Source organism: Vibrio sp. 10N.261.54.E10 (assembly GCF_002877735.2).
GTDB classification, from domain to species: Bacteria; Pseudomonadota; Gammaproteobacteria; order Enterobacterales; family Vibrionaceae; genus Vibrio; species Vibrio crassostreae_C.
Genome location: NZ_MCXE02000001.1, coordinates 2,189,155 through 2,214,454, shown reverse-complemented (window position 1 = coordinate 2,214,454; position 25,300 = coordinate 2,189,155). Strand labels below are relative to the sequence as shown.

General features: G+C 44.1%; 28 protein-coding genes. 13 read left to right on the top strand and 15 right to left on the bottom strand.

Annotation, left to right across the window (positions count from 1 at the left end):
* Window positions 1-152: 152 nt before the first annotated feature.
* On the bottom strand, window positions 153-755 hold the full coding sequence (locus BCU07_RS09705) for a YitT family protein (RefSeq protein WP_017060757.1): 603 nt from the start codon (window positions 753-755) through the stop codon (window positions 153-155).
* 347 nt (window positions 756-1,102) lie between these two features.
* Between BCU07_RS09705 and glyA the strand changes: the two genes are divergently transcribed.
* Window positions 1,103-2,353, top strand: coding sequence for a serine hydroxymethyltransferase (glyA, locus tag BCU07_RS09700; protein ID WP_017066387.1), 1,251 nt, complete (start codon window positions 1,103-1,105; stop codon window positions 2,351-2,353).
* Between the two features lie 506 nt (window positions 2,354-2,859).
* Here glyA and BCU07_RS09695 read toward each other — a convergent pair.
* The 6 genes from BCU07_RS09695 to tsaA form a co-directional block, all read right to left on the bottom strand.
* A complete protein-coding gene (locus tag BCU07_RS09695; RefSeq protein WP_017072003.1) occupies window positions 2,860-3,186 on the bottom strand; it encodes a hypothetical protein in 327 nt (108 codons plus the stop codon).
* Window positions 3,187-3,418: 232 nt separating this feature from the next.
* Window positions 3,419-3,610 (bottom strand): DUF4250 domain-containing protein, encoded by a 192-nt coding sequence (locus BCU07_RS09690; RefSeq protein ID WP_004738555.1) that lies wholly within the window; start codon window positions 3,608-3,610, stop codon window positions 3,419-3,421.
* 1 nt (window position 3,611) lies between these two features.
* Window positions 3,612-3,815, bottom strand: a complete 204-nt coding sequence (locus tag BCU07_RS09685) for a YaeP family protein (protein ID WP_008222923.1) — start codon at window positions 3,813-3,815, stop codon at window positions 3,612-3,614.
* A gap of 205 nt (window positions 3,816-4,020) precedes the next feature.
* Window positions 4,021-4,710, bottom strand: coding sequence for a tellurite resistance TerB family protein (locus BCU07_RS09680; protein WP_102428249.1), 690 nt, complete (start codon window positions 4,708-4,710; stop codon window positions 4,021-4,023).
* Window positions 4,711-4,900: 190 nt separating this feature from the next.
* Complete coding sequence (locus tag BCU07_RS09675) at window positions 4,901-6,616, bottom strand: proline--tRNA ligase (RefSeq protein ID WP_102428248.1); 1,716 nt, start codon at window positions 6,614-6,616, stop codon at window positions 4,901-4,903.
* 101 nt (window positions 6,617-6,717) lie between these two features.
* The gene (gene tsaA / locus BCU07_RS09670; RefSeq protein WP_102428247.1) at window positions 6,718-7,413 is read right to left on the bottom strand and encodes a tRNA (N6-threonylcarbamoyladenosine(37)-N6)-methyltransferase TrmO; all 696 of its coding nucleotides are present in this window, start codon (window positions 7,411-7,413) and stop codon (window positions 6,718-6,720) included.
* A 123-nt stretch (window positions 7,414-7,536) separates the two neighbouring features.
* Here tsaA and BCU07_RS09665 point away from each other — a divergent pair, with 123 nt between their 5' ends.
* From BCU07_RS09665 to BCU07_RS09655, 3 genes are all read left to right on the top strand, one after another.
* The gene (locus BCU07_RS09665; RefSeq protein ID WP_102428246.1) at window positions 7,537-7,797 is read left to right on the top strand and encodes a type B 50S ribosomal protein L31; all 261 of its coding nucleotides are present in this window, start codon (window positions 7,537-7,539) and stop codon (window positions 7,795-7,797) included.
* 1 nt (window position 7,798) lies between these two features.
* Entirely contained in the window at window positions 7,799-7,924 is a 126-nt protein-coding gene (gene ykgO, locus BCU07_RS09660) for a type B 50S ribosomal protein L36 (protein WP_081008126.1), read from the top strand.
* A 387-nt stretch (window positions 7,925-8,311) separates the two neighbouring features.
* The gene (locus tag BCU07_RS09655) at window positions 8,312-9,898 is read left to right on the top strand and encodes an AbgT family transporter (RefSeq protein WP_004734363.1); all 1,587 of its coding nucleotides are present in this window, start codon (window positions 8,312-8,314) and stop codon (window positions 9,896-9,898) included.
* A 105-nt stretch (window positions 9,899-10,003) separates the two neighbouring features.
* Here BCU07_RS09655 and BCU07_RS09650 read toward each other — a convergent pair whose 3' ends face one another.
* From BCU07_RS09650 to BCU07_RS09640, 3 genes are all read right to left on the bottom strand, one after another.
* The gene (locus BCU07_RS09650; protein ID WP_102428245.1) at window positions 10,004-10,759 is read right to left on the bottom strand and encodes a MipA/OmpV family protein; all 756 of its coding nucleotides are present in this window, start codon (window positions 10,757-10,759) and stop codon (window positions 10,004-10,006) included.
* A gap of 118 nt (window positions 10,760-10,877) precedes the next feature.
* Window positions 10,878-11,321, bottom strand: a complete 444-nt coding sequence (locus tag BCU07_RS09645) for a YaiI/YqxD family protein (protein WP_004734361.1) — start codon at window positions 11,319-11,321, stop codon at window positions 10,878-10,880.
* A gap of 54 nt (window positions 11,322-11,375) precedes the next feature.
* Window positions 11,376-11,663: a hypothetical protein gene (locus BCU07_RS09640; protein ID WP_017069390.1), complete on the bottom strand. Its 288-nt coding sequence runs from the start codon at window positions 11,661-11,663 to the stop codon at window positions 11,376-11,378.
* A gap of 768 nt (window positions 11,664-12,431) precedes the next feature.
* On the opposite strand from BCU07_RS09640, the gene BCU07_RS09635 reads away from it, so the two are divergent.
* Window positions 12,432-12,950 (top strand): GNAT family N-acetyltransferase, encoded by a 519-nt coding sequence (locus BCU07_RS09635; RefSeq protein ID WP_017060749.1) that lies wholly within the window; start codon window positions 12,432-12,434, stop codon window positions 12,948-12,950.
* On the opposite strand, the gene BCU07_RS09630 is transcribed toward BCU07_RS09635, so the two are convergent.
* Both BCU07_RS09630 and BCU07_RS09625 read right to left on the bottom strand, forming a co-directional pair.
* Entirely contained in the window at window positions 12,916-13,224 is a 309-nt protein-coding gene (locus BCU07_RS09630; protein WP_017060748.1) for a DUF3301 domain-containing protein, read from the bottom strand. The two genes, BCU07_RS09635 and BCU07_RS09630, sit on opposite strands and share 35 nt — an antisense overlap.
* 84 nt (window positions 13,225-13,308) lie before the next feature.
* Window positions 13,309-14,349, bottom strand: a complete 1,041-nt coding sequence (locus tag BCU07_RS09625) for a DUF3549 family protein (RefSeq protein WP_102428244.1) — start codon at window positions 14,347-14,349, stop codon at window positions 13,309-13,311.
* An 87-nt stretch (window positions 14,350-14,436) separates the two neighbouring features.
* Between BCU07_RS09625 and BCU07_RS09620 the strand changes: the two genes are divergently transcribed.
* Together BCU07_RS09620 and truC are read left to right on the top strand one after the other, a co-directional pair.
* A complete protein-coding gene (locus BCU07_RS09620; RefSeq protein WP_017063358.1) occupies window positions 14,437-14,751 on the top strand; it encodes a YqcC family protein in 315 nt (104 codons plus the stop codon).
* Window positions 14,751-15,500 carry a tRNA pseudouridine(65) synthase TruC gene (gene truC, locus BCU07_RS09615; protein ID WP_017060745.1) on the top strand — a complete coding sequence of 250 codons (750 nt, stop codon included), beginning with the start codon at window positions 14,751-14,753 and terminating at the stop codon, window positions 15,498-15,500. Before BCU07_RS09620 ends, truC begins: the two co-directional genes overlap by 1 nt.
* Before the next feature lie 154 nt (window positions 15,501-15,654).
* Here truC and BCU07_RS09610 read toward each other — a convergent pair whose 3' ends face one another.
* The 3 genes from BCU07_RS09610 to map all read right to left on the bottom strand — a co-directional run bounded on the left by BCU07_RS09610 (window position 15,655) and on the right by map (window position 19,858).
* Window positions 15,655-16,038: a DUF3461 family protein gene (locus tag BCU07_RS09610; RefSeq protein ID WP_004734354.1), complete on the bottom strand. Its 384-nt coding sequence runs from the start codon at window positions 16,036-16,038 to the stop codon at window positions 15,655-15,657.
* A gap of 181 nt (window positions 16,039-16,219) precedes the next feature.
* A complete protein-coding gene (glnD, locus tag BCU07_RS09605; protein ID WP_017060744.1) occupies window positions 16,220-18,841 on the bottom strand; it encodes a bifunctional uridylyltransferase/uridylyl-removing protein GlnD in 2,622 nt (873 codons plus the stop codon).
* 138 nt (window positions 18,842-18,979) lie between these two features.
* Window positions 18,980-19,858 carry a type I methionyl aminopeptidase gene (gene map / locus BCU07_RS09600; RefSeq protein ID WP_065583997.1) on the bottom strand — a complete coding sequence of 293 codons (879 nt, stop codon included), beginning with the start codon at window positions 19,856-19,858 and terminating at the stop codon, window positions 18,980-18,982.
* A gap of 457 nt (window positions 19,859-20,315) precedes the next feature.
* Between map and rpsB the strand changes: the two genes are divergently transcribed.
* The 6 genes from rpsB (at window position 20,316) to BCU07_RS09570 (ending at window position 25,283) form a co-directional block, all read left to right on the top strand.
* Window positions 20,316-21,047: a 30S ribosomal protein S2 gene (gene rpsB / locus BCU07_RS09595; protein WP_009847420.1), complete on the top strand. Its 732-nt coding sequence runs from the start codon at window positions 20,316-20,318 to the stop codon at window positions 21,045-21,047.
* Between the two features lie 138 nt (window positions 21,048-21,185).
* Complete coding sequence (gene tsf / locus BCU07_RS09590) at window positions 21,186-22,031, top strand: translation elongation factor Ts (protein WP_010436487.1); 846 nt, start codon at window positions 21,186-21,188, stop codon at window positions 22,029-22,031.
* Window positions 22,032-22,186: 155 nt separating this feature from the next.
* Window positions 22,187-22,918: a UMP kinase gene (gene pyrH / locus BCU07_RS09585; RefSeq protein WP_017060742.1), complete on the top strand. Its 732-nt coding sequence runs from the start codon at window positions 22,187-22,189 to the stop codon at window positions 22,916-22,918.
* A gap of 98 nt (window positions 22,919-23,016) precedes the next feature.
* Window positions 23,017-23,574 (top strand): ribosome recycling factor, encoded by a 558-nt coding sequence (frr, locus tag BCU07_RS09580; protein ID WP_017060741.1) that lies wholly within the window; start codon window positions 23,017-23,019, stop codon window positions 23,572-23,574.
* A 98-nt stretch (window positions 23,575-23,672) separates the two neighbouring features.
* Window positions 23,673-24,425, top strand: a complete 753-nt coding sequence (locus BCU07_RS09575) for an isoprenyl transferase (protein WP_017063364.1) — start codon at window positions 23,673-23,675, stop codon at window positions 24,423-24,425.
* Window positions 24,426-24,440: 15 nt separating this feature from the next.
* On the top strand, window positions 24,441-25,283 hold the full coding sequence (locus BCU07_RS09570) for a phosphatidate cytidylyltransferase (protein WP_017060738.1): 843 nt from the start codon (window positions 24,441-24,443) through the stop codon (window positions 25,281-25,283).
* Window positions 25,284-25,300: the final 17 nt, after the last annotated feature.

Genomic DNA, 25,300 nt, shown 5'->3' with positions numbered 1-25,300 from the left:
TATTCCCCTTAAAGGATTGGGCTTCTACAAAGGCTTTGGAGTGCTCCCCAAAGCCTTTTTTGTTTTAGTGATGGCTGGAATATCGTGCCTCGAGTCTACTTGCGAGAAGTTTGAGTATCGAGTGCCAGCAACGACAGAGCAGGTAATGAACTCTAAGACGCGTAATTCACCGAGTAGCGAGTTGGTTTGTGGTTCATTGCCAATACGATGTTCAATACTGCGGTGCCTAATACAGAAACGGCAATCACCCAAGGTGACACGAAGAAGAACGATGCAAACAGAATACATGCATCAATACCCATTTGTGTTTTACCTACCGAGATACCGTAGCGGTCTTGGATAAACAAGCACAGTACGTTGAAGCCACCCAGACTTGAGCGGTGACGGAATAGGATTAGCATACCTAAGCCCATTAATAAGCCGCCGGCAACAGCACAATAGATCTCGTTATGAACTTCTAGCGAGATAACTAAGTATAAATGATCGGCAAACACAGATACTAAAGCACCAGAAATCGCACTGCTAATAGCAAAGCTACGGCCGAATCGTTTCCATGCTAATAAATAGAATGGACAATTGGCAACAAAGTACAAAATACCAAAGGTTACAGGCAAGAATTGACTCAAAAGCAGAGCCAAGCCAGTAGTGCCCCCGGTAAGCAGGTTCGCTGACTGTAAAAAGAAGACGCCTAACGCCACTAAAAACGTGCCAGTGAGAATCGCTACCCAATCTTCTTTACGTGAGTGTTTTTCCATCGTTTTTATAATTACCTAACCAATAAAGGCGTGCATAGTAGAGAAAAACCTTAGCTTTCGGTAGCTTGAGGGGCAAAATTAAGGTAAACCTATGTAATCTGCGTTTTACAGGGTGTAAAGCGTAAAATTGACAGTAAGCGCCATCTTTGGTTGGATAAGCCAAATAACCATGATGAATCTTATTTGTGATTATGAAAAAACTGCATGATAAAATTGCAATTAGCTCTTTATGACCTAGATCAAATTATGTAGAATGCGTCACATCAAAACGGTGACGGAAACGTTTGCTTTCGGTCGTTGTGTGGTTTTTTTGAAACTTTCAGTACAATCTGAGTCAGGAGATACAGATGCTTAAGCGTGACATGAACATTGCTGATTACGATGCGGATCTATTCGCAGCTATCCAAGAAGAAACTCTTCGTCAGGAAGAGCATATCGAACTTATCGCTTCAGAAAACTACACAAGCCCACGTGTAATGGAAGCTCAAGGTTCTCAGCTAACAAACAAATACGCTGAAGGCTACCCAGGCAAGCGTTACTACGGTGGTTGTGAGTACGTAGACAAAGTTGAAACTCTAGCAATTGAACGTGCATGTGAACTATTTGGTGCAGAGTACGCAAACGTACAGCCTCACTCAGGTTCTCAAGCAAATAACGCTGTATACATGGCACTACTAAATGCAGGCGATACGGTTCTAGGTATGAGCCTAGCACACGGTGGTCACCTAACTCACGGTTCTCCAGTAAACTTCTCTGGTAAGCTTTACAACATCATCCCTTACGGTATCGATGAAGCGGGTCAAATCGATTACGAAGAGATGGAAAAGCTGGCTATCGAGAACAAGCCTAAGATGATCATCGGTGGTTTCTCTGCTTACTCTCAAATCTGTGATTGGAAGCGCATGCGTGAAATCGCTGACAAAGTAGGTGCTTACCTGTTCGTAGATATGGCTCACGTAGCAGGTCTAATCGCTGCAGGCGTTTACCCGAACCCAGTGCCACACGCTCACGTAGTAACTACAACGACGCACAAAACGCTTGCGGGTCCTCGTGGTGGTCTAATCCTTTCTAACGAAGGCGAAGATCTTTACAAGAAGCTGAACTCAGCAGTATTCCCAGGCGGCCAAGGTGGTCCTCTAATGCACGTTATCGCTGGTAAAGCAGTAGCGTTCAAAGAAGCTCTAGAGCCAGAGTTCAAAGAATACCAAGCACGCGTTGTTGCTAACGCAAAAGCAATGGTTGCTGAATTCCTAGCTCGTGGTTACAACATCGTTTCAGGTTCTACAGAGAACCACCTGTTCCTAGTTGACCTAATCAACAAAGACATCACAGGTAAAGAAGCAGATGCAGCACTAGGTGCAGCAAACATCACTGTAAACAAGAACTCAGTACCAAACGACCCACGTAGCCCATTCGTTACTTCAGGTATCCGTATCGGTTCTCCTTCTATCACTCGTCGCGGTTTCTCAGAAGCAGACGCGAAAGAGCTAGCAGGTTGGATCTGTGACATCCTAGATAACATGGGTGACGAGTCTGTTATCGAAGCGACTAAAGCAAAAGTACTAGAGATCTGTAAGCGTCTACCTGTTTACGCTTAATTTTTCTGGCTCAAATAGCTTAATTTCTGTGTCAAAGGTGCTCATTTACATTCGTAAACTCCGCGCCTTTTCCTTGAACTAAAGCTATTTGATTGAAAAATACGATTTGAAAGGCTCCTGTTGGGAGCTTTTTTTGTTTTTTTGGGTATTACGTTGTCGAGCATGCTCACTTACATTCGTAAGCTCCGCGTGCTCTCCTAGAATTTCAAACAACTACTTTGAAAAATATTGATACTAGAGGCTCCTTAATAGGGGACTTTTTTGTACTTGGAAGTTTTAAAATTGTTGTCGAGCATGCTCACTTACACCCGTAATCTCTGCGTGCTCTCTTAGAATTTCAAACAACTACTTTGAAAAGCAATGATACTAGAGGCTTCTTTAAAGGAGCTATTTTTTGTATCTGGTGGCTGGTGGCTGGTGGATTTGGGATTAAGAGTAAAGAAAAGCGGGTATTAAAAAGGGTTAATGCTTTCACATTAACCCTTTGGTATTTGGTAGTGTCGATTCTACTTTTTGATGCTAAGTAGGGTGCCTGACTTACACTTGAAAGAGTAGTAGTGGCGGCTTTCACTGAACTTACCTAGGCCTTCGCCATCACAGTAGTCGATGTTGATGTCACGCATCACTTCTAATGTGTCTTCGCTGTTCAAAGCGAATTTAGAGCCATCAGAACAGACGATACGAACTCGTTCATCATGGCTTACAGAGTAAATATCGACTTCAGTATTACACAGCTCAAAAGAGGCTTCGCGAAAGTTGTCTTGCTGAGTATTTGAAGCGCAACCTGCGGTGAGTGCGGCTGCGATAACGGCTAAAAGTCCGAGTCTTTTCATTGTTAATCCTTTACTATCATCAAGTTGAGTGATGAGTTTTATATGCTAGTTTAGGTAGCCTATGCCACAATACGCTTTGGTTCAAGGCGCGTTCGTTGACTCTAAGATATAAAAGTATAGGTGCATACAGATAATTTATAATGGGTTTGCTGCGTGTTTCCTTATTACGTATCACCAACAAAAAAAGACCAACACAGAGGTTGGTCTTTAAATAGGAAGATTTTTTAAACGACTATCGAAACTGTTTAGCTTCTGGAAGATACTCAAAACCAGCAGACGCGAGCTTTGCGATCAATGCTGCTTTGTCGATCTCGTAGAAGTTGACCACTCGATCCAAATCACCACCGAAGTCGTCACGTAGCTTCATGTTGACGATACTCATCAACATTACAGGATCCATTTTTTCAAAATTAGCGAGGTTCATATTAGTCCTCGAAATCTGAGATCAGCAGGTTTGCAGCGGCAAAGGCTGCACGCTCACGCGCTTCTTTAGGAAGAGATTCATCTGCAGCAAGGTCATTCAATGTTTTTACCGCGCAGGTGATCGCTTTAGGGATATAGCCTTGGTCGCCACTGCCAATTTGAGAATACAGTTCACGCACCAAATCACAACAATCGTATACTTTCATTTTTATACCTAACCAAATGATAACTGATCTCAATATACACATAGAGATAAGCAAAAACAAAGTGGATCTGATTAAGTTCAGAGTTAGTTTGTTCTTGCTCAATATCTCATTCTGTTAATGCTCAGCGTATCACTTTGCTAGTCTGCTACTTAGCGTGTATTTGCGGCTTAGCATGATATTTATTGATTAGCCTAATATTGACCGCTTAACCAGATATCTGCTGTTCAAGTTGATAAGTAACTTCATCTGCAAGGTTGAGTTGCTTAGCTAACTCTTTGAGGTAGGCCTTCTCCATAAAGTTCTGCTCGTCAGCCACAATCAAAGAGGCTAAGTAGATCTCACTCGCTTGTTGAGGTGAAGTTGCGAGCTGAGCAATCTCACTTGGGTCGAGTGGCTTGTGCAGTTCTTCAGAGACCAGTTTAGTCAGTTGATAGTCCGCGCCCATATTTTCGACCGCTTGCTCGATCTTTGCCATCTCCTCCTCATCGACATGACCATCGGCTTTGGACGCAGCAATCATCGATCTTAGAATCAGCACACTATGGTTTGAGTCGTTCTCATCAAATTGAGCCTGTTCGGCGTTAGGTGTCTGGCCTTGTTTGGATTGGTAGTCGTTGTAGACTTTATAAGCCAAAGCGCCCAGTGCTGCTGCGCCGCCAATCCCAGCCGCTTTCTTACCCATTTTCTTAGTCTTCTTAGAGCCCATTAACGCACCTAACAGTCCTCCGCCAACTGCGCCTGCACCGAAGGCTCCGAGTGTACTTTTACTGCTACTCTTGCTATTGCTGCCTTGAGAAAGGCCACTTAAACTTGAAGACCCTTGTGAAAGTTTCTGAGTACCTTGTTTTACGAGATCTGATTTAAGTGCTTGGTTCAGTAAGCTTTTGATATCCATCGATACCTCCAATGGTGAGCATGTCCAAAAAGTTGATGACACCAATATACGGATTTAAAGATGAACAGGGGATTAACTTACGTTATTTACTCTACTGATAAATAGAAGGGAGTTTGAAGCGAAATGACAGGCACAAAAAAGGCCACCTAACGGCAGCCTTTCAATGTTTATCTAGTCAGTAATCGGATTACTAAGCTAGTTGAGCCTTAAGGTGCTCGATAACCGTGTCCATTGCGATAGCTTCTTTATCACCAGTACGACGGTTTTTGTATTCGAAGTTACCTTCGTCCATGCTGCGATCGCCGATAACGATAGTGTGAGGGATACCCACAAGCTCGATATCTTTAAACATAACACCAGGGCGCTCTTTACGGTCATCGAATAAAACTTCGATACCCATAGCTGTTAATTCAGCGTATAGCTTCTCAGCTGCTTCTTTAACGCGCTCAGATTTGTGCATGTTCATTGGTACGATAGCAACTTGGAACGGCGCTAGTGCGTCTGGCCAAGTGATACCGAATTTATCGTGGTTTTGCTCGATAGCAGATGCAACAACACGTGAAACACCGATACCGTAACAACCCATCTCTAGGATTACGCTCTTACCATCAGGACCAAGCACGTTACAGTTCATTGCTTTAGAGTAAGTATTACCCAGTTGGAAGATGTGACCCACTTCGATACCACGCTTAAGCTGGATAGTACCTTTACCACATGGGCTAAGGTCACCTTCAACTACGTTACGTAGGTCTTCAACTTGAGCAAGCTCAACGTCACGACCCCAGTTGATGCCGAAGTAGTGCTTACCATCTACGTTTGCACCAGCGCCAAAGTCGCTCATTACAGCAACAGAGCGGTCAACGATGAATGGTAGCTCTAGGCCAACAGGTCCAAGTGAACCAGGACCTGCACCAACAAGTGCGCGGATTTCTTCTTCAGAAGCCATCTCTAGCGGAGAAGCAACCTGTGGAAGGTTCTCTGCTTTCACTTCGTTCAGTTCGTGGTCACCACGGATGATTAGCGCGATGATATCAGCGTCTACTTCATCAGAAGCTTTAACGAATAGAGTCTTAACTGTCTTCTCGATTGCTAGACCGTGTTGCTCTACCAATTCTGCGATAGTTTTCGCATTTGGTGTATCAACCAGTTCCATCTCTTGAGTTGGTGCTGCTGCATCTTCAGTAGGAGCAAGTGCTTCTGCTTTTTCGATGTTTGCTGCGTAATCTGACTCAGTTGAGAATGCGATTAGGTCTTCGCCGCTTTCAGCAAGAACGTGGAACTCTTGAGAGCCGCTGCCGCCGATTGCGCCAGAGTCTGCCAATACTGGACGGTATTCAAGGCCCATACGGTCGAATGCTTTACAGTAAGCATCGTGCATCGCTTGGTAAGACTTTTCTAAGCCTTCTTTGTCGATATCAAAGCTGTACGCATCCATCATAGAGAATTCACGTGCACGCATTACGCCAAAACGAGGGCGGCGCTCATCACGGAATTTAGTCTGGATTTGGTACAGATTTAGAGGTAGCTGTTTGTAAGAGCTGATCTCGTTACGTACTAGACTCGTTACCACTTCTTCAGCTGTTGGGCTAAGAACAAATGGACGAGAGTGACGGTCTGTGAAACGAAGTAGCTCAGGCCCCATCTTTTCAGAACGGCCAGTCTCTTCCCAAAGCTCAAACGGTTGAACTACGGGCATCAAGATTTCAACGGCACCTGCATTATCGATCTCTTGGCGAACGATATTTTCGACTTTACGCAGTACACGTAGACCAGTAGGTAGCCAAGTATATAAACCTGAAGCTAGCTTACGGATCATACCTGCACGTAGCATCAGCTGGTGGCTGATAACTTCTGCGTCGTTTGGAGTCTCTTTCAGAGTAGAAAGAAGGTAGTTACTGGTACGCATTCTATGGTATCCGTTTCATCATTGATAAAAGAAAACTTGCTGTCGTTCGTAACCACAGCAAATCTGATATAGCCGCATATAATATCAGCCTATTTGGGATCTCAAAAGCGTTCAATGTCAGTTACATTGATGAAAAGCGTTTCAACCACGAATTTCACGTTAAGATTGAACAAATTTACCGCATATTCCTTGTTGTCAGGCTTGCCTTTTTTATAGGCAGGTCGCGGATCTTGGCCTAATACTTCTTTGATCACCTGAATGATATGGCGCGCTTGTGGATGGCTTGCGAGCTTACTTTGCGCTTGCTGCGAAAAGTTAACGTCGAGCACTTCTGGTTCATCGGCGGCAAACCCTCCCAATGCATCCGGAATCGAATCTGAATAGGGGATATAAGGCTTGATGTCGATGATCGGTGTACCGTCTACTAAGTCGACGCTGCCTAAGTCCAACCAAGTTTGTCCCTTTTCTTGAGACACACCTTTGAGTTCAACCGCAGACATGCCAATTCCATTGGGTCTGAATGTGGCACGAGACGCGAATACACCTATACGTTCATTGCCGCCAAGGCGAGGTGGCCTCACGGTTGGTTTCCAGCCTGCTTCAAGGTTCTTATCGAACAAAAACAACAACCACACATGGCTAAATTGCTCAATATCTCGAACAGATTCAAGGCAGTTTGCTGCGTCAACCAACCTGACTCTTGAGGTGGATGTTGGTACTAACCTAGGCTGTCTTGGCACAGCGAACTTCTCTTTATAAGGAGACTCAATAAAGCCAACAGGTTTAATGGTGTACATAGCAAGGTGTTCTCTGGTTTCAGTTAAGACGGAAAAATATCATAAAATCGCTTGTTTTTCTTTTGATAATAATTATCATTTGATATGTTATAACGTATCAATTTAATTATTTAGGGAAATACAATGAAACCGAATATCCACCCTGACTACCGCACATTGGTGTTCCATGACACCAGCGTTGATGAGTACTTCTTAATAGGCTCTACGCTGAAAACAGAACGTACTATCGAATGGGAAGATGGCAATACTTACCCTTATTTCACGATTGAAGTGTCTGCAAAGTCGCACCCTTTCTATACGGGTAAACAGCGAGTGCTACATAAAGAGGGACGTGTTGCTAACTTTACTCGTCGCTTTGGTCAATTAGGTAAGGGAGCGAAATAGAATGAAAGTTATAAAATCACTTAAAAGTGCGAAAAGCCGTCATCCAGATTGCCAAATAGTAAAGCGCAGAGGCCGTCACTATGTCATCTGTAAATCCAACCCGAGATTCAAAGCGGTTCAAAAATAGTCAGTCAAATTGATGTGACACGAGTGTAAAAACGAGGGGAAAGTCAAACTTCATTCATTTGTCTGTTTTTCTTTTCCTTCGAGAGGAACCTTGCAGAATATTGCGTGTTAAATTAGCGTATGTTGTGTTTTATTTTTAAATGAATCAATGAGTTATATCGCCAGTTATTTTTGTAGTGAATGTGTTCTTGTGAATTATAAATCTAGTTTTTGTATTTAATGTAGATTTATTTGCTAATTAATTGTTCTTATAGAGTTAAAAGTAGTCATTTGTTACACATTTTGTAACATTTTGAATTTCTAATTGATAATTTTGTCGCGTACTCTGCGCTGGCAATTTGAACATTTTTGTCACAATTGCACAGGAATCACTACAAGGAGGGAACTGATGAGTTCATCAGCTTCAATAAAAAACAACTCGCCAAAGAAACCAATTTTTACCCGCTTTCTCGATGGCGTTGAATATTTGGGGAACCTTTTACCCCACCCAATCACTCTTTTCGCAATCTTCTGTGTCGCAATCCTAGTATCTTCAGGAATTGCTGGTTACTTCGAAGTATCTGTAATGGATCCTCGCCCAGAAGGTGCTAGCGGTCGTGCTGCTGATGGCATGATCCACGTTGTAAGCTTACTTAATGCTGAAGGCTTACAACTCATCGTAACGAATCTAGTTTCGAACTTTGTTGGCTTTGCGCCACTTGGTACTGTGCTTGTTGCAATGCTAGGTGTTGCGATTGCTGAACACTCAGGTCTATTATCTGCGGCAATGCGCGGCATGGTAATGGGCGCATCTCAGCGCATGGTTACTGTAACCGTGGTATTTGCCGGTATTATCTCTAACACGGCATCTGAGCTGGGTTACGTAGTTCTTATCCCTCTTGCAGCAATGCTTTTCCACTCATTGGGTCGTCACCCATTAGCAGGTCTAGCGGCAGCATTTGCTGGTGTATCTGGTGGTTATTCTGCAAACCTACTTATCGGTACGGTTGATCCACTGCTTTCTGGTATTACAGAAACAGCGGCACAAATGCTTGATCCTTCTTACTCTGTTGGCCCTGAATCAAACTGGTACTTCATGTTTGTTTCGACCTTCTTTATCTCGATTGCAGGTGCATTGGTAACAGAGAAGATTGTTGAACCTAAGTTAGGTAAATACAACGATGAAGACGCATCTGAAGATCTTTCAAATGACTCGATGGGTAAACTTACTGCTATTGAGAAGAAAGGCCTTAAGCTAGCGGGTGTTGCTGTATTAATCGTGAGTGCACTTTTAGCTTGGACTGTGGTTCCTGCTGACGGTGTTCTGCGTTCAGAGGCCGGTACGATTTCAGGTTCTCCATTCCTGAAAAGTATCGTCGCGTTTATCTTTGTATTCTTTGCTATTCCTGGCTTTGTTTACGGCAAAGTTACGGGTTCAATGAAGAATGACCGTGATGTGATTAATGCAATGGCAACGTCTATGTCTTCAATGGGCATGTACATCGTTCTTGTATTCTTTGCTGCACAGTTTGTTGCTTTCTTTAAGTGGACGAACTTCGGTCAAGTGGTCGCTGTAGGCGGCGCAACATTCCTTCAGGATATTGGCCTAACGGGTCCAATGTTGTTCTTCGCATTCATCCTAATGTGTGGCTTCATTAACCTGATGATCGGTTCAGCTTCTGCACAGTGGGCAGTAACGGCGCCAATCTTCGTTCCAATGTTGATGCTAGTAGGCTACGCACCGGAAACGATTCAAGCGGCTTACCGTATCGGTGATTCAACAACCAACATCATTACACCAATGATGAGCTACTTCGGTCTTATCCTTGCCGTAGCGACTCGCTACATGAAGAACCTTGGTATCGGTACACTGATCGCAACCATGTTGCCTTACTCAATGGTATTCATGTTCGGTTGGAGCATCTTGTTCTACCTATGGGTATTCGTATTTGGTCTACCAGTAGGTCCAGGCGCTGCAACGTACTACACGCCTTAGTGAGCGGTGATAGGCGAACATTTCGATTCGCTTATCAACTGAATAAAAGACGAGATACCAAAGAGCCTGCATTGATGCAGGCTCTTTTTGTTTTAGTCAGTAAACTTACAACCCCGCAAACCGATAGGTAACGCCTAGTTCGAATGACCAGCCCAAGTCTCGTTGTATCAACGCGCTGTCGCTGTCGTGATGAATCAAGTCTGCGCGTGCGATACCAATCCAAGTTGGCGTAAACTCATAAAGCCCGATTAACCCTGCTTGATAAACAAACGTTGACCCTGCATCAAACTGATTTAACCCTGAGGCAGAAGATTCGGTGTTAGAAATACCATACAGGTGATTGGACAGTTTCTTGTCACGATAATCGACTTCTAGGTAGGGCGTAATGGTGAATGGCTGTGTCCAAGTTTCTAACGTTCTGCCTAAGTGAAGCTGAACTTCGTAGCCGTTATGTTCTGAAGTCACATCGTGTAAGTAGGTGAGGCGTGCGCCTACCGTTCCTAAGGTTATCCCCAGCTCTCCATTGCCATCTCTGTCTTGAATGCCGTTAGGTAGGTCAACGAAGGTGTCTGACACCTCAGCAAAGCGCCAATTTCCAGATAACCCGACGTAAGGCAGCAGTTGCCAATTGGCTAAGCTACCATCGATAAAGCCTTTCGGGCCTGAATAGAATAGGTTGGGTGTCGCGCCAAATTGAGGGGCACTTTTAGTGGAGAAAACACTTTCCCCATAGGTGATGCTGCCTCCGATGATTCCGAACTCTTGATCAGTAAAGTGCTCATCGGCAAAGCTTTCATCAGCAAAAGAAAGTTGGGTGTTACCAAAAAGAATGGATAGTGAGAGGGCTATTTGGCGAATCATAAGCAATACTCCGTTATTGTAATAAATATCAAGAACGGAGTATGTCGATTAAAATTTCATCGGGGCTATAGCGACTAAATGACGACTTCTAAAGTTGTCGTCATTAGAAAGGCTGTGGTTAGCGTTTAGCTAACAGGCGATCGAGGTGGTTTGCGAACTCACGACGGTCGGTTTGAGAAAGGGTGCTTGGTCCGCCAGTTTGGATGCCGCTTGAACGCATAGTATCCATAAAGTCACGAATGTTGAGACGTGCTTTAATGGTCTCTTTGGTGTAAAGCTCGCCGCGAGAGCTTAAAGCAAGCGCACCTTTGGTGATCACTTCATCAGCCAGAGGGATGTCAGAGGTAATCACGAGATCGCCGGGTTCAGTGCGTTTTACGATTTCATCATCTGCAATATCAAACCCGCTTGGCACTTGAATTGAGTGAATGTTATTGCGTTTAGGAACGGGAACCAAATGGTTCGCGACAAAGGTACATTCCACCCCTGTGCGTTCAGCTGCGCGTACGATTGTTTCACGGATAACCTTTGGACAAGCGTCCGCATCAACCCATATCTTCATAGTGTTCTATTTCTCTGTTAGCTTATTTATCGGTCAACTTATTGCTCAGTTGCCTTATTGATCAGTTAGTTTAGCTTCAAGCATGGCAACGCGAGCAGTGAGTTCAAGGATTTGCTTTTCCAGTTGGCTAACACGATCAAGTGCTGGCTCTTCTTGTGTCGCGACTTCAACTTTAGGAACACGATTTGCGCTTTTCCAGCTCTTGATGGTCGTGATTAAAGCGGGCATCGGAACGGATGTGCTCATACGAGCCTTAACTAAAGCAACTGTCGGCTCTTTCCCTTGCGCTTGCAGTCCTTCAAGCACTGATTTCAACTCTTCAGAAACATCTTTTGTCAGCATGTTGATCTCCATTTTTAGTCTTTAGTCATTTTACTCGCTCTGGTGAATGATAGCGAATCATAAAACCGCCCATGGCTTGTGAGAGATCTCTTACAAAGGTTGTGAGATAACACGAATACATCGCTAGAGAGATTGATGCTCACATGGTTAAGGTGTTGAATTTTAATTGTTTTATATAATTAACAACTTTCTTGAATTCAAAATGTGATGCAAATCTATTGTCCGAAATCCTAAATCGCGTAAATTAAACCTTGTCGGAAGGATTCTGACACGGAACAGGAAAGCACCAAGGATTTGGTTATCTTCAGGATGAAGATTTGGTTACTTAGGATTGAGTGATCAAGCATGGAGCGTAAGGACATTGTAGGGATACAGTCAGTTAACAGGAAGTTAGCTGCAACGGAATGACAATGGACACCTTTAGGATTAAAGGGTTGGATTAGCATCAGGACGATGTAAAGGACACCGCTCACGGAACAAGTGATGTGCGCTAACTAGGATTGTTAGCTTTCAGGATGATTGGACACCGCTAGGACGGCGAAGTAAAGGAAAGAGCTGAAGGATTACAGCCACTATTATGGATGATGCATGGAGCATTAATTAGTAGCCGGACTGCTGCGAGTAAGACCCTAGCCCTGACACTTCGGTGTCGGGGCTTTTCTTTTCCTAAGGCTTTTTCTCTATCTAGGGGCTCTCTTTAATTCAGGAGCTTTTATCTAAGCACGCGACATCTGCTTTTCTGCTAATGGTCAACACAAGGAGTGTTTTATGACGATAGCAACCTCAAGAACGCTGTTGGTACCTTATACCGAGCAGTTAGAACATGACTTTATCAAGTTGAATTGCTGCCCCATCAATCGTGCTGAAATGAACGGGCCGCATTCTATTGCCTCTGCAAAACACCTATTTCAAGAAATACTGAACGACAACGTTGGTTTTTGCCGAGCCATTATCCACAACCAAACCCGCGAATACCTCGGGCATTTGTTTGTTTCGTCTGAAGAAGGGAAGCATGAACTGGGATTTATTCTGGACAAGGAGTTTTGGAATCAAGGCCTTGCTAGTGAAGTGCTAAAACCTTTCTTTAGTTTGGTTTGTTTTGAAGAACACCTAACGAATGTTGTCGCGACCGTTAATGTTGGTCATAACCCATCAATTAAGTTACTTGAAAAGTTAGGCTTTGCATTTAAAGAGACCAAACAAGATCAGTTTGGCCCTTATCATGAATATAGTTATACCGCGTATTGCGACGTTACATTCTATGAGGCTGTAGCTCAAACCGCATAGAACGGAAGCCCACCATGGTCAGTTTCCCTTGGTACAGGTCATCACCTAACGCTGAAAACTCAAATTGATACACGGTGTGCCAGCGCCAAATGGTGGTGAGCTCATGGCGCATCTTAAGTTTATGACCACTAAAGGCAACACTTAATAGCTGTAAGTCGAGCTCTTTACATTTTCTCGCAATGGCAGCTTTCGCAAGCTCGGATTGCCTGCGCTGTTGCCAAAACAGAAAGCAAAAGAAGCACAGCATCAAAATAGCCAATAAGTTATCTATCATTTAATCCATACTTCCTTTTATCTCTCTATTCCGTTCGTGATTTGAGCTTTTTGTTATGAGCTACTGAGCTGTTCTGTCTGGTATCTATTGCGACTTAGCCGCTTGTTGTAATTCTACAAGTGCATTGGCGAGTTCTGGTGATGGGTTCGAGTTCAATAATGGTAAAAATACCATTCTCAGTGTCGGAATCATCACTAAATCTGCAAATAACTGATTGAACAAGTTTTGGTTGCCCGTTTGTGCGAGACGCAGCAAGAACTGCTCAGCAATCGCAGGATCTTGCAGTGCGTGCCAGCTGCGACCAGCCAAACCAATCAATACTTCTTGGTGGCTTAAGCGCGGGCTAGCCAGAACTTGGTTAATTACGGCGTTGGTTGTGCTTTGCTCTGCGCCAGAAAGGGCACGTACCAGTGCTGACAGTAAGAACAGATCTGGCTCTTGACTGTTAATCTCATTCTCTGCCATTTCTTGTAAGCGTTGAGCGAGCTTGTCATTGATTTGCGTATGCTCAAGCGCCCCGAGAGTCGCGTATAGAGGTTCTGAAGGCAGCTTATTCAATGCTTTGCGAATCGCGACACCATTTTGTTGGCTGCCTAAACGAGCACACATATCAGTGATGCCTTGTAGGCCAACGGTTTTCCAGTTGTCCCAGCCTAGATCGCCTGTGAAGTAGTGTTGAGCGTGTTCGTAGTATTGGCTCGTTGCAAGGTCTAAACCTGCTCTTACTTGGCTATGGAACACGGCCATTTTGTCTTCTGAAGGCTTGAAGGTATATGGGTTGTTTGACAGCTTTTGTTGTTGCTCTTCGCTGATCTCACCGTTCAAACGTGTGCCCATCGCTTCGATAACAAACTTAAGGAAATTGCCGACATCACCTTGATGTAATAGGCCTCTTTCGTCCAGTTTGAATTTTAGGAACCAGATCCAAGGTTGCTTGTGTTCGTTCCAGTAACTAATCGCTAAGTGAGCTTGTTTCTGAAGTGGAAATGGGTACGGCTGTTTCCCTTGCTCAACATCAGAGAATAGGTTGTTGTCGATCTTTTGGATACGACGACCTAGATCGTAGATATCATATTGGCAACCGCTATTCTTTAGCAACTGAGTGAGCGTGTGAATGGTTTCCATAGTAATAAAGCTCCTAACTTTCTTTCCTAAATAGATGGTACTCTATGCCCCAATTTCAAGGTCACTAGATAAATAACTTGGTGAAAAATGACAGCAGCCACAAAGTTACCTCTTTTACTTCAACAATTAGAAGAACAAATGCGCCAATGTTCGCTATGGAGCACGCTTCCGCCTTCGGATGAAGCTCTGGCGAGCGTTGAACCTTTCGGGATTGATTCGTTACAACCGGAAGAGTGGTTGCAGTGGATCTTTATCGTTAAGATCAACGCAATGATGGATGCCCAAATGAGCCTACCGAAAGGCTTTGCTATCCATCCTTATTTTGGTGAAGTGTGGAAAAATGAGGCAGACAAAGTCGAACTGCTAGTGACAATTCAGAGCATTGATGAGGTATGTGCGTAATGTTAGAGATCATTTATCAAGATGAGTACTTTGTCGCGGTGAATAAGCCCGCTGGCATGCTAGTGCATCGTTCATGGTTGGATAAACACGAAACGCAATTTGTTATGCAGACATTGCGCGATCAAATTGGTCAGCATGTATTTCCATTACACCGCTTAGACAGACCGACATCGGGTGTGTTGGTGTTTGCGTTGTCGAGTGAGGTTGCTTCACAGGTGATGCCAATGTTCGCTAATCATGAGATGCAAAAAACCTATCATGCGATTGTCCGTGGTTGGATAGAAGAGGGCGATACGCTCGATTATGCACTTAAGGTTGAGCTGGATAAGATCGCAGATAAGTTCGCGAAAGAAGACAAAGAAGCGCAAGAGGCAGTGACAGTCTATGAACCGCTAGCAAAAGTAGAAGTGCCATATTCAACAGGACGCTTTCCTACGAGCCGCTACTGCTTGGTTGAGATGATGCCAAAGACAGGTCGCAAACATCAGCTGCGTCGTCACATGGCTCATCTAAGACATCCGATTGTCGGTGATACTTCACATGGTGATGGTAAGCACAATCGACTGTTCCGTGATGATTTAGATTCGCATCGTTTGTTGTTGCACGCTTCTGAGCTTCGCTTTATCCATCCTTTCACAAAAGAAGAGTTGGTGATGAAGGCCAACCTTGATGAAACTTGGCTAAGGTTGTTTGAAACCTTTGAGTGGGATACTAACTTAATCGATGCTCAAACTTGCTTGTCTAAGTAAGTCTCGCGTGTTTAGGCAATCTCCAGTCTAAGTGAATAGAGAAAATAGAATAAAAAAACAAAGGGCTGATAGTGATATCAGCCCTTTTTGTATCTGTATAACCTTAACGGCATAACTAATGTTGGTTAGTTAACAGTAATAGTTAGTCGCGGGATCATTTTAGCTTTTCTAGATCAGCTTCGATCTCAGCGATCTTGCTTGATACCACTTTCTCTAGATGGCGTAAGTCGGTAAGGATCTTCTGCTTCACATCCACCTCAGCCGTTGGCGTCGGTTTGGTGATTTTGTTGAGTTCATCAATCACAAGAGTGAGGTTGCGGTTAATCTCTGTCACTTCTTTGTATTGATTATTGCCACCGCTAACAAGCACACTTTTTACTTGTCGTGGGTACTTAAATTTAACGCTTTTCGCGAACAGTTCCCCTTTCTGCTTACGAAAGTAAATCTTCAGGATATCTTTGTGCGCTTCTTGGCGAAGGGAGTAACGTTCAATCTGTTTAGGTTCGTGGATACCTAAGCCAGTGAGGTTTGGATACATAAGCGACCTCTAGGTTATGAATGTAATACTTTTATGTAATTGACTTGATCAATGTAGCAGCCTAACGACGAGCTAGATAGTTGATATCTGTGAATTGATTGTAAGTTGTGGGCAAGATCGCTCTCTATCTTTGCCCACACTTATTTGGTTATTAAACCTGTTTTTAGACTGAATTCGCTTTCTAAGGTGCGAGTTCAGAAACGTGCTCGGTTAATCGTTCTCTTAGTGCCTGTTCTTGTTCTTCAGACAGCCTTCCTCCCGCTTCACTGGTCAGAATAAACAGATCCTCTGCTCGCTCACCTATGGTGGTGATTTTGGCACCGTGCAAGTTGATGTCTAGCTCCGCAAAGGTTGCACCGACTTGAGCCAATAACCCCGGCGTATCAAGAGCTCTTAACTCCATCAAGGTACGTTTCTTGCTCTTGGTTGGTAGGAACTCAACTAAAGTTTTGACCTTAAAGTGTTGCAAGTTACGTGGCGTGCGACGCGTCTTAATCTTAGTCGGGCGGCCATCAGTCAATACATGAGTCAGATGTTTAGCAACGGCTTTGTGTCTTGCTTCATCAATCGCTTCGCCGTGCTGGTCTAGTACGATAAAGGTATCTAAAACATGACCATCTTTGCTAACCATGACCTGCGCGTCATGAACGTTAAAGTTACGTCTGTCGAGTTCGGCAACCACGGTCGCAAACAGTGCTGCTTGGTCTTTACAATAAACGAACACTTCTGTGCCACCGCGCGTCGCTTTCTTACTGATCAGCACTAACGGTTGGCTTGGGTCTTCTAGGCGAAGTAAGTGCTCACAGTGCCAAGCGATTTGTTTATGTGTGTGACGCAAGAAATAATCGGCCTTAAAGCGTTGCCACAACACTTCAATCTCACGAGCGGTGAAGCCTTCTTTACGCAGCAGTGCTGATGCCATTTGTTGGTTGTGACGAATACGGTCTCTGACATCGACAGGGTTTTCCAAGCCGCGGCGCAGTGCTCGCTGCGTTGAGTGGAACAGCTCAGCTAACAGGGTTCGTTTCCAACTGTTCCATAGCTCAGGGTTAGTCGCACAGATATCGGCAACGGTTAAACAAACCAGTAGCTCGAGTGATTCTTCATCACGCACTTTTTTGGCGAATTCGGTGATCACATCTGGGTCGTAGATATCACGACGTTGAGCCGTTACTGACATCAATAGGTGATTTTGTACCAACCACGCGACTTGTTTGGCTTCAGGCTTCGATAGCCCGTGTTCAATACAGAAAGAGTAAGCCTCAACCGCACCTATCTCAGAGTGGTCTCCGCCGCGGCCTTTGCCGATGTCATGGAAGATAGCGGCAAGGATCAGCAACTCTTTCTTCTGTACTCGAGGATAGACTTCACAGCAGATAGGGTGCTTATCGTGGTTTTCGATTTGACCAAAGCGGTTGATGTGCTTGAGCAGGCGGATACTGTGCTCATCCACGGTGTAAACATGGAATAGGTCAAACTGCATCTGACCAACGATCTGGCTCCACTGCGGTAAGTACGCAGAGAGCACGCCCAATTTGTGCATTAAGCTAAAGGCTTTGTGCAGGGCATTAGGGTGGCGAACTAGATCCATGAACTTGTCACGAGCTTCAGGAATGGTATGCAGGAATCGGTTCAATCGACGGCGTGCCGTACGCAGTTGTCGCAGTGTTGGTGGACTTACCCCTTCGATAGTCGAGTCATTGGCAATATGGATAAACATATCGAGAATCGTTTCTGGTCTTGCTTGGAATAGGGCAGGCTTGCGCGCTTCGATCAACGAACCTCGACGTTGGAAATCACTATCGAGAATTTCAGCGTCTTGGGTTTGACCGCCATTGATGATCGCTTGATCGAACAGCTTAAGCAGCATCTTATTCAGTTCAGCAACACGACGAAGGGTTCGGTAGAACTCTTTCATCATCATCTCAACACCACGGTTTCCTTCACCCGTATAACCCAGATGTTCAGCGACTTGAGCTTGATGCGCGAACGTTAAACGGTTGTCGTAACGGCGCAGTTCAATATGCAATGCAAAGCGAACACGCCATAAAAAATCTTGGCACTCAACGAGCTCACGATATTCAGCATCGGTCAGAAAGCCGTATTTGCTCATCTCTAACAAAGAGGTCGCGCCGAAGTGGCGACGCGCAACCCAGCTCAGGGTATGGATGTCTCTGAGCCCTCCCGGAGTCGATTTGATGTCCGGTTCTAAATTATAGGTGGTGTCGTGGTAGCGAGCATGACGCTCTCTCTGTTCTTGAATCTTGGCTTTGTAAAACGTCTCACTTGGCCAAAATGAATCGGAATGAATCTTCAGTTTTAGTTCTTGGAAAGTGTCTTCACTACCACATAACAATCGCGACTCTTGTAGGTTGGTCGCGACGGTTAAATCATCGGTGCCGATATCGAGACACTCAGTAATAGTTCGCACAGCATGGCCAACTTCGAGCTTTAAATCCCAAAGTAGAGTAATGAATTGACTGACCTTTTCACCAAGAGCTGGTGGTAGTGTTTTTTGCGAGACAATGAGAATATCAATGTCAGACAAAGGATGCAGTTCGCCACGACCATAACCACCCACTGCGACAAGTGAAATATGAGGCAGTTTGTTGAATCCGAAATTTTCCCACAAACGATTGAGAAGTAAATCCATGTATTCGGAGCGCAGTAGAACCAAATCGGTGACGGGATGGTGGTTCAGAAATTCATTTTTTTGATACTGCGTGAAGATCTCGAGCTGATTTTTTAATTCGCAGATTTCAATTTGTTCGTCATTGAACGTAAGAGGGCATTGATAAGGCATAGTCTGCTATCCGTGCAAGCAAATGAGAATAGTAAACAATTTAACAGAAGCTGATGGAAAATCGAAATTGAGTGGATAAAAAATATCCTCGACAATGCGAGGATATTTTTAAAAGGCTGATGCGCTCAGTTCGGTGAACTAAGCGTTCTTCATGATACGTGGGATTGTATCATCGCTGCGCAGTGTTAGTACTTCACAACCAGTATCAGTTACAACCAGAGTGTGCTCCCATTGAGCCGAGTTCTTGCTGTCTGCTGTGTATACTGTCCAGCTATCTTCGTCATCAAGACGACAGCCAAACTTACCCGCGTTGATCATTGGCTCGATAGTGAAGCACATGCCTGCTTTTAGCACGGTGCGATCGCTGTTCTTGTAGTGAACTACTTGTGGATCTTCGTGGAATTCAGAACCAATGCCGTGACCACAGTAATCTTTAACAATAGAGAACTTAGCGCGTGGGTTGTTCTTGTTGTTTGTTTTGATGTACTTCTCGATAGCAGTACCGATTTGACCAAGTTGAACACCTGGCTTAACTTGGCGCATGCCTTCGTAAAGTGCTTCTTGAGCAACCATACATAGACGCTTGTTTGCCGGTGAAACCTCACCAACAAGGAACATCTTAGATGTGTCACCGTGGTAACCTTGTGGACGAACGCTTAGGTCTGCATTTTCATCATCAGGAACAATCACAGTTATATCAACGTTTAGAATATCGCCATCTTTCAATACTGCAGGTTTGAATTGACCTGTGCTACCTGTCTCATCTTGTGATGCTGGAATGCCGTGACACACGATGTGGTTGATAGACGTACAGATTGACTTAGGGAAACCGTGGTAATCAAGTGGTGCTGAGTATGCGCCTCTTTCTAGAGCGTACTCGTGACAGATTTTGTTCAGTTCTTCTGTCGTTGTACCTACTTGGATGTGAGGTTCAATCATCTCTAGAATTTCAGCGGCCAGTTTGCCGGCAACGCGCATTTTTTCGATTTCTTCAGCAGTTTTAATTTTTACAGCCATTGCATATCTCTTAATTTGGTAGCACCTAAGTGTGCATATTGGGGCTATTCTATCAGTGCAGCATTTTAGCGCAACATTACCATGTCCGTACAATATTGGTGGATACTGCTCAATCTGAGTGGATAATGTTCGGTTTAATGGTGCAGCGTGATTTGAATAGGACACTATTTTACAGAGGAAATTCGCCGCCACGGTTCAGTATAGCAGTCGCCATTTTTAGAATTTTTTCTAGCCATAGATAGACAAAATATGGTATAAAGCGCGCCGGACATCAGGACTGTTTTCTCCACTTGGCGAAACAAGCTTTGTGTCCACTAACTTATTTCTTTAAATCACACACATTCCGACACATGTTCCGGGGTGCCTCAACAACATAGATAACGGCTGAAAAGTGGTTAGTTGTTAGGGGTCGGATTCATGGGGGATGTGGAGGCCTAACCCCATAGAGGATTTTAAAATGGCAACTGTATCAATGCGCGATATGCTTAAAGCTGGTGTTCACTTCGGTCACCAAACTCGTTACTGGAACCCAAAAATGAAGCCATTCATCTTTGGTGCTCGTAACAAAGTACATATCATCAACCTAGAAAAAACTGTACCAATGTTCAACGACGCTCTAGCTGAAATTGCTAAAGTTGGCGAGAAGAAAGGTAAAGTTCTTTTTGTTGGTACTAAGCGCGCTGCATCTGAAGCTGTTAAAGAAGCTGCTATCAACAGCAACCAGTTCTACGTTAACAACCGCTGGTTAGGCGGTATGCTAACGAACTACAAAACTGTTCGTCAGTCTATCAAGCGTCTGAAAGAACTTGAAGCGCAAGCTCAAGACGGTACTTTCGACAAGCTTACTAAGAAAGAAGCTCTAATGCGTACTCGTGAAATGGAGAAGCTAGAGAAATCTCTTGGTGGTATTAAGAACATGGGCGGCCTTCCAGACGCTCTATTCGTAATCGATGCTGATCACGAACACATCGCAGTTAAAGAAGCAAACAACCTAGGTATCCCAGTTTACGCTGTAGTTGATACTAACTCTAACCCAGACGGCGTTGACTTCGTTATCCCAGGTAACGATGATGCAATCCGTGCAGTACAGCTTTACCTAAACGCTGCTGCAGACGCGGTTAAAGAAGGTCGTAACAAAGATGTTGCTGCTGTAGCTGCTGAAAAAGACGGTTTTGTAGAAGCTGAATAATAGCGGCTCTGAGCCATATTTAGTTCATATTAAGCGGTCATAATCGGTGGCTTAACGGACTGAATACAGTCAATATCAGGGGCCAATTAATTAGGCCCCTGTTTTTTATCTTTTTTAGAATTTACTGAGGAATAGAGAATGGCAACTGTAACTGCAGCTCTAGTTAAAGAACTTCGTGAACGCACAGCTGCGGGCATGATGGAATGTAAAAAAGCACTTGTTGCTGCTGAAGGCGACATCGAGCTAGCAATTGAAAACATGCGTAAATCTGGCGCAGCGAAAGCAGCTAAAAAAGCTGGTAACGTTGCTGCTGAAGGCGCAATCATCATCAAAGAAGCAAACGGCGCAGCTGCTCTTCTTGAAGTTAACTGCCAAACTGATTTCGTAGCTAAAGATGCAGGTTTCCTTGCATTCGCTAACGAAGTTGCTGAAGTTGCTCTAGCAGAACGTCTAGAAATCGCTGCTCTTCAAGCTAAATTTGAAGAAGCGCGTATTGCACTAGTAACTAAGATCGGTGAAAACATCAACATCCGTCGCGTACAATTCGTTGAAGGTGTTGCACTAGCTTCTTACCGTCACGGCGAGAAAATCGGTGTTGTTGTTGCTGGTGAAGGCGAAGCTGAAACGCTTAAGCACGTTGCAATGCACGTTGCTGCATCACGTCCTGAGTTCCTAAACCCAGAAGACGTACCTGCAGACGTAGTTGAGAAAGAAAAAGCAGTTCAAGTTGAAATCGCTATGAACGAAGGCAAACCAGCTGAAATCGCAGAGAAAATGGTTGTTGGCCGTATGAAGAAATTCACGGGCGAAATCTCTCTAACTGGTCAAGCTTTCATCATGGAGCCTAAGCAAACTGTTGGCGCTATCCTGAAAGAGAAAGGCGCTTCAGTATCTGACTTCGTACGTCTAGAAGTTGGTGAAGGCATCGAGAAAGCGGCTGAAATGAGCTTCGCTGACGAAGTTGCTGCGGTACAAAAAGGTTAATCCTTAGCGTATTGTTTGAAAAAGACCGTGGCAAATGCTGCGGTCTTTTTATGAATAATGAATTATTTCCGACTTTTAGCTGTTATGAATGCAAACTGAGCTCTTCAGTTTTTATCCATGACTGTTAATCATCAACTCTTTGGAAGGTAAACTCCATGACTACGAACCCTAAACCAGTGTATCAACGTATTCTGTTAAAACTTAGCGGTGAAGCGCTACAAGGCGAAGAAGGTTTTGGTATTGACCCAACGATCCTTGATCGTATGGCTCAAGAAGTAAAAGAATTGGTTGAACTAGGCGTTCAAGTTGGTGTTGTTATCGGTGGCGGTAACTTGTTCCGTGGTGCTGGTCTTGCTGAAGCTGGCATGAACCGCGTTGTTGGTGACCACATGGGTATGCTTGCAACGGTAATGAACGGCCTTGCAATGCGTGACGCTCTTCACCGTGCTTACGTAAACGCACGTGTAATGTCTGCAATCCCTCTTAAAGGTGTGTGTGACGACTACAACTGGGCAGATGCAATCAGCCAACTACGTCAAGGTCGCGTTGTGATCTTCTCTGCTGGTACGGGTAACCCATTCTTCACTACGGATTCTGCTGCATGTCTACGTGGTATCGAAATCGAAGCTGACGTAGTTCTAAAAGCGACAAAAGTAGATGGTGTATTTACTTCTGACCCTGTAGCAAACCCAGACGCAGAGTTGTATGATACGTTGTCTTACAACACGGTTCTTGATAAAGAACTTAAAGTAATGGACTTGGCTGCATTTACGCTAGCACGTGATCACAAAATGCCAATCCGTGTATTTAACATGAATAAACCAGGCGCACTACGTCGCGTGGTTATGGGTGAAACTGAAGGTACATTAATCAGCGACGCTGACTAATTTTTCGGGCTTACTGAGGTGTTGTACCTTGGTAAGCTTATCCTTATCACTCCAAATAAAAAGCTTTCTTGAAGAAAGAACATAATCAAGGTGAAATTGTGATTAACGAAATCAAAAAAGACGCTCAAGAGCGCATGGTAAAAAGTGTTGATGCACTAAAAAACAGCCTGCAAAAGATTCGTACAGGCCGTGCGCACCCGAGCCTACTTTCTGGTCTTACTGTTGAGTACTACGGTGCTCCAACGCCTTTGACTCAAGTAGCTAACGTTATCGCTGAAGATGCACGTACACTAGCTATTACAGTGTTTGATAAAACACTGACTCCTCTAGTTGAAAAAGCAATCCTGACATCTGACCTAGGCCTAAACCCTATGTCTGCGGGTACAGTTATCCGTGTTCCACTTCCACCGCTAACGGAAGAGCGTCGTAAAGACCTAGTTAAAATCGTTCGTGGCGAAGCTGAAGGTGGCCGTGTTGCTATCCGTAACATCCGTCGTGACGCGAATGGCGATCTAAAAGCACTTCTTAAAGATAAAGAAATCTCTGAAGATGAAGATCGTAAAGCACAAGACGAAATTCAAAAGCTAACTGACGCTGCGGTTAAGAACGTAGACGAAGTTCTAGCTGTTAAAGAAAAAGAGTTGATGGAAGTTTAATTTTCCATATTCTTTTCTTTCCGGAAAAACGCTGTACTCACGGTGCAGCGTTTTTTTATGCTACTCTGTTCGACTATTAGAATTTGATTCACTCTTTTATGCATAATTCTCAAGCGTTCACAGACTCTCTTCCTAAACACATTGCTATCATTATGGATGGTAATGGTCGCTGGGCAAAAGCTCAGGGCAAGCCTCGCGTCTTTGGCCATAAAAACGGTGTTCAAGCCGTTCGTAAAACTATCTCTTCTGCAGCCAGACTTGGCATTAAAGCCGTTACTCTTTTTGCATTTAGTAGCGAAAACTGGCGTCGTCCTGAAGAAGAAGTCGGTATCTTGATGGAACTGTTTATTTCAGTGCTGTCGAGTGAAGTTAAAAAGCTTCATAAAAATAATCTACAACTTCGTGTTATTGGTGATAAAAGTCGTTTCAATGATCGACTACAAAAGAAGATAGAAGAAGCGGAAGCTTTGACTAGCACCAATACGGGTATGGTTATTAATATTGCAGCTAACTACGGCGGTAAGTGGGATATTCAGCAAGCAATGACCTCTATTGCTCAACAGGTAAAGTCTGGCGATATTAATGTAGATGACATTGATGAAGCTATGATTACACAGCACCTGACGATGGCAGATATTCCTGAGGTTGATCTACTTATCCGTACCAGTGGCGAATGCCGCATTAGTAATTTTATGCTTTGGCAGTTGGCTTACGCCGAAATGTATTTCACTGAACAATTCTGGCCAGACTTTAATGAAGACAGCTTAGTAGAAGCTGTGACTTGGTTTGTTAACCGTGAGCGTCGTTTTGGATGCACCGGTGAGCAAATTAAAGCTTTGATGGACAGTTAATAAGGATTTTTTGGTTTGAAACAACGAATTATTACGGCGTTGATTTTAGCTCCCCTAGTTATTCTAGGTATTTTCGAGTTATCACTTCCTACATTTATTCTTTCACTAGCGGTAATCTCGCTATTGGGTTTTTGGGAGTGGACTCAGTTTGTGGAAAGCAAATCGCGTTATTTAGCGTTGATTCCAACGGTTGTGGTTAGTGCTGCAAGTTTTTCTTTTATCCCTTTTGATGCATTTAGCCTTAATAACTTGTCTACTGCTCACTACGCCATTCTAACGATTGGCTCGATTTGGTGGGTAATCGCGAGTGGCATGGCGGTGACTTATCCTAAGTCTATGCCTGCATGGAAAGACTCTTCTCTTCTTCGTCACGCCTTTGGTGTGCTGACTCTGCTGCCATTCTTCTGGAGTGTGGTTATCCTGCGTGCTAACGGTATCGATGCTGATCCTTACCACGGTGCTAAACTGGTGATGTTTGTTTGCTTGCTTGTTTGGGCTGCAGATAGCGGCGCATACTTTTCAGGAAAGAGTTTTGGTAAGCGTAAAATGGCACCAGCGGTAAGCCCTAATAAGACGATTGAAGGTCTTATCGGTGGCATTATTACTGCGGTGATCGTGGCTTGGATCTTTGCTGATTTGTTTGATATCCAATTCACAAGCCCACTTCACATGATTGTTATTACCCTTGTGACCGTTGTTATTTCTGTTCTAGGTGACCTTGTTGAAAGCATGTTTAAGCGTGTTTCTGGGGTGAAAGACAGCAGTAATCTGATTCCTGGTCATGGTGGTATACTAGATAGAATAGATAGCTTAACGGCTGCATTCCCTGTCTTTGCTCTGCTTTATTTAGCATTCTAATAAAAAAGGGCAGTGAT

Bases quoted from the DNA above. Each gene is read 5' to 3' on its own strand.
- BCU07_RS09705 (WP_017060757.1), bottom strand. From the start codon at position 755: ATGGAAAAACACTCACGTAAAGAAGATTGGGTAGCGATTCTCACTGGC.
- glyA (WP_017066387.1), top strand. From the start codon at position 1,103: ATGCTTAAGCGTGACATGAACATTGCTGATTACGATGCGGATCTATTC.
- BCU07_RS09695 (WP_017072003.1), bottom strand. From the start codon at position 3,186: ATGAAAAGACTCGGACTTTTAGCCGTTATCGCAGCCGCACTCACCGCA.
- BCU07_RS09690 (WP_004738555.1), bottom strand. From the start codon at position 3,610: ATGAACCTCGCTAATTTTGAAAAAATGGATCCTGTAATGTTGATGAGT.
- BCU07_RS09685 (WP_008222923.1), bottom strand. From the start codon at position 3,815: ATGAAAGTATACGATTGTTGTGATTTGGTGCGTGAACTGTATTCTCAA.
- BCU07_RS09680 (WP_102428249.1), bottom strand. From the start codon at position 4,710: ATGGATATCAAAAGCTTACTGAACCAAGCACTTAAATCAGATCTCGTA.
- BCU07_RS09675 (WP_102428248.1), bottom strand. From the start codon at position 6,616: ATGCGTACCAGTAACTACCTTCTTTCTACTCTGAAAGAGACTCCAAAC.
- tsaA (WP_102428247.1), bottom strand. From the start codon at position 7,413: ATGTACACCATTAAACCTGTTGGCTTTATTGAGTCTCCTTATAAAGAG.
- BCU07_RS09665 (WP_102428246.1), top strand. From the start codon at position 7,537: ATGAAACCGAATATCCACCCTGACTACCGCACATTGGTGTTCCATGAC.
- ykgO (WP_081008126.1), top strand. From the start codon at position 7,799: ATGAAAGTTATAAAATCACTTAAAAGTGCGAAAAGCCGTCATCCAGAT.
- BCU07_RS09655 (WP_004734363.1), top strand. From the start codon at position 8,312: ATGAGTTCATCAGCTTCAATAAAAAACAACTCGCCAAAGAAACCAATT.
- BCU07_RS09650 (WP_102428245.1), bottom strand. From the start codon at position 10,759: ATGATTCGCCAAATAGCCCTCTCACTATCCATTCTTTTTGGTAACACC.
- BCU07_RS09645 (WP_004734361.1), bottom strand. From the start codon at position 11,321: ATGAAGATATGGGTTGATGCGGACGCTTGTCCAAAGGTTATCCGTGAA.
- BCU07_RS09640 (WP_017069390.1), bottom strand. From the start codon at position 11,663: ATGCTGACAAAAGATGTTTCTGAAGAGTTGAAATCAGTGCTTGAAGGA.
- BCU07_RS09635 (WP_017060749.1), top strand. From the start codon at position 12,432: ATGACGATAGCAACCTCAAGAACGCTGTTGGTACCTTATACCGAGCAG.
- BCU07_RS09630 (WP_017060748.1), bottom strand. From the start codon at position 13,224: ATGATAGATAACTTATTGGCTATTTTGATGCTGTGCTTCTTTTGCTTT.
- BCU07_RS09625 (WP_102428244.1), bottom strand. From the start codon at position 14,349: ATGGAAACCATTCACACGCTCACTCAGTTGCTAAAGAATAGCGGTTGC.
- BCU07_RS09620 (WP_017063358.1), top strand. From the start codon at position 14,437: ATGACAGCAGCCACAAAGTTACCTCTTTTACTTCAACAATTAGAAGAA.
- truC (WP_017060745.1), top strand. From the start codon at position 14,751: ATGTTAGAGATCATTTATCAAGATGAGTACTTTGTCGCGGTGAATAAG.
- BCU07_RS09610 (WP_004734354.1), bottom strand. From the start codon at position 16,038: ATGTATCCAAACCTCACTGGCTTAGGTATCCACGAACCTAAACAGATT.
- glnD (WP_017060744.1), bottom strand. From the start codon at position 18,841: ATGCCTTATCAATGCCCTCTTACGTTCAATGACGAACAAATTGAAATC.
- map (WP_065583997.1), bottom strand. From the start codon at position 19,858: ATGGCTGTAAAAATTAAAACTGCTGAAGAAATCGAAAAAATGCGCGTT.
- rpsB (WP_009847420.1), top strand. From the start codon at position 20,316: ATGGCAACTGTATCAATGCGCGATATGCTTAAAGCTGGTGTTCACTTC.
- tsf (WP_010436487.1), top strand. From the start codon at position 21,186: ATGGCAACTGTAACTGCAGCTCTAGTTAAAGAACTTCGTGAACGCACA.
- pyrH (WP_017060742.1), top strand. From the start codon at position 22,187: ATGACTACGAACCCTAAACCAGTGTATCAACGTATTCTGTTAAAACTT.
- BCU07_RS09575 (WP_017063364.1), top strand. From the start codon at position 23,673: ATGCATAATTCTCAAGCGTTCACAGACTCTCTTCCTAAACACATTGCT.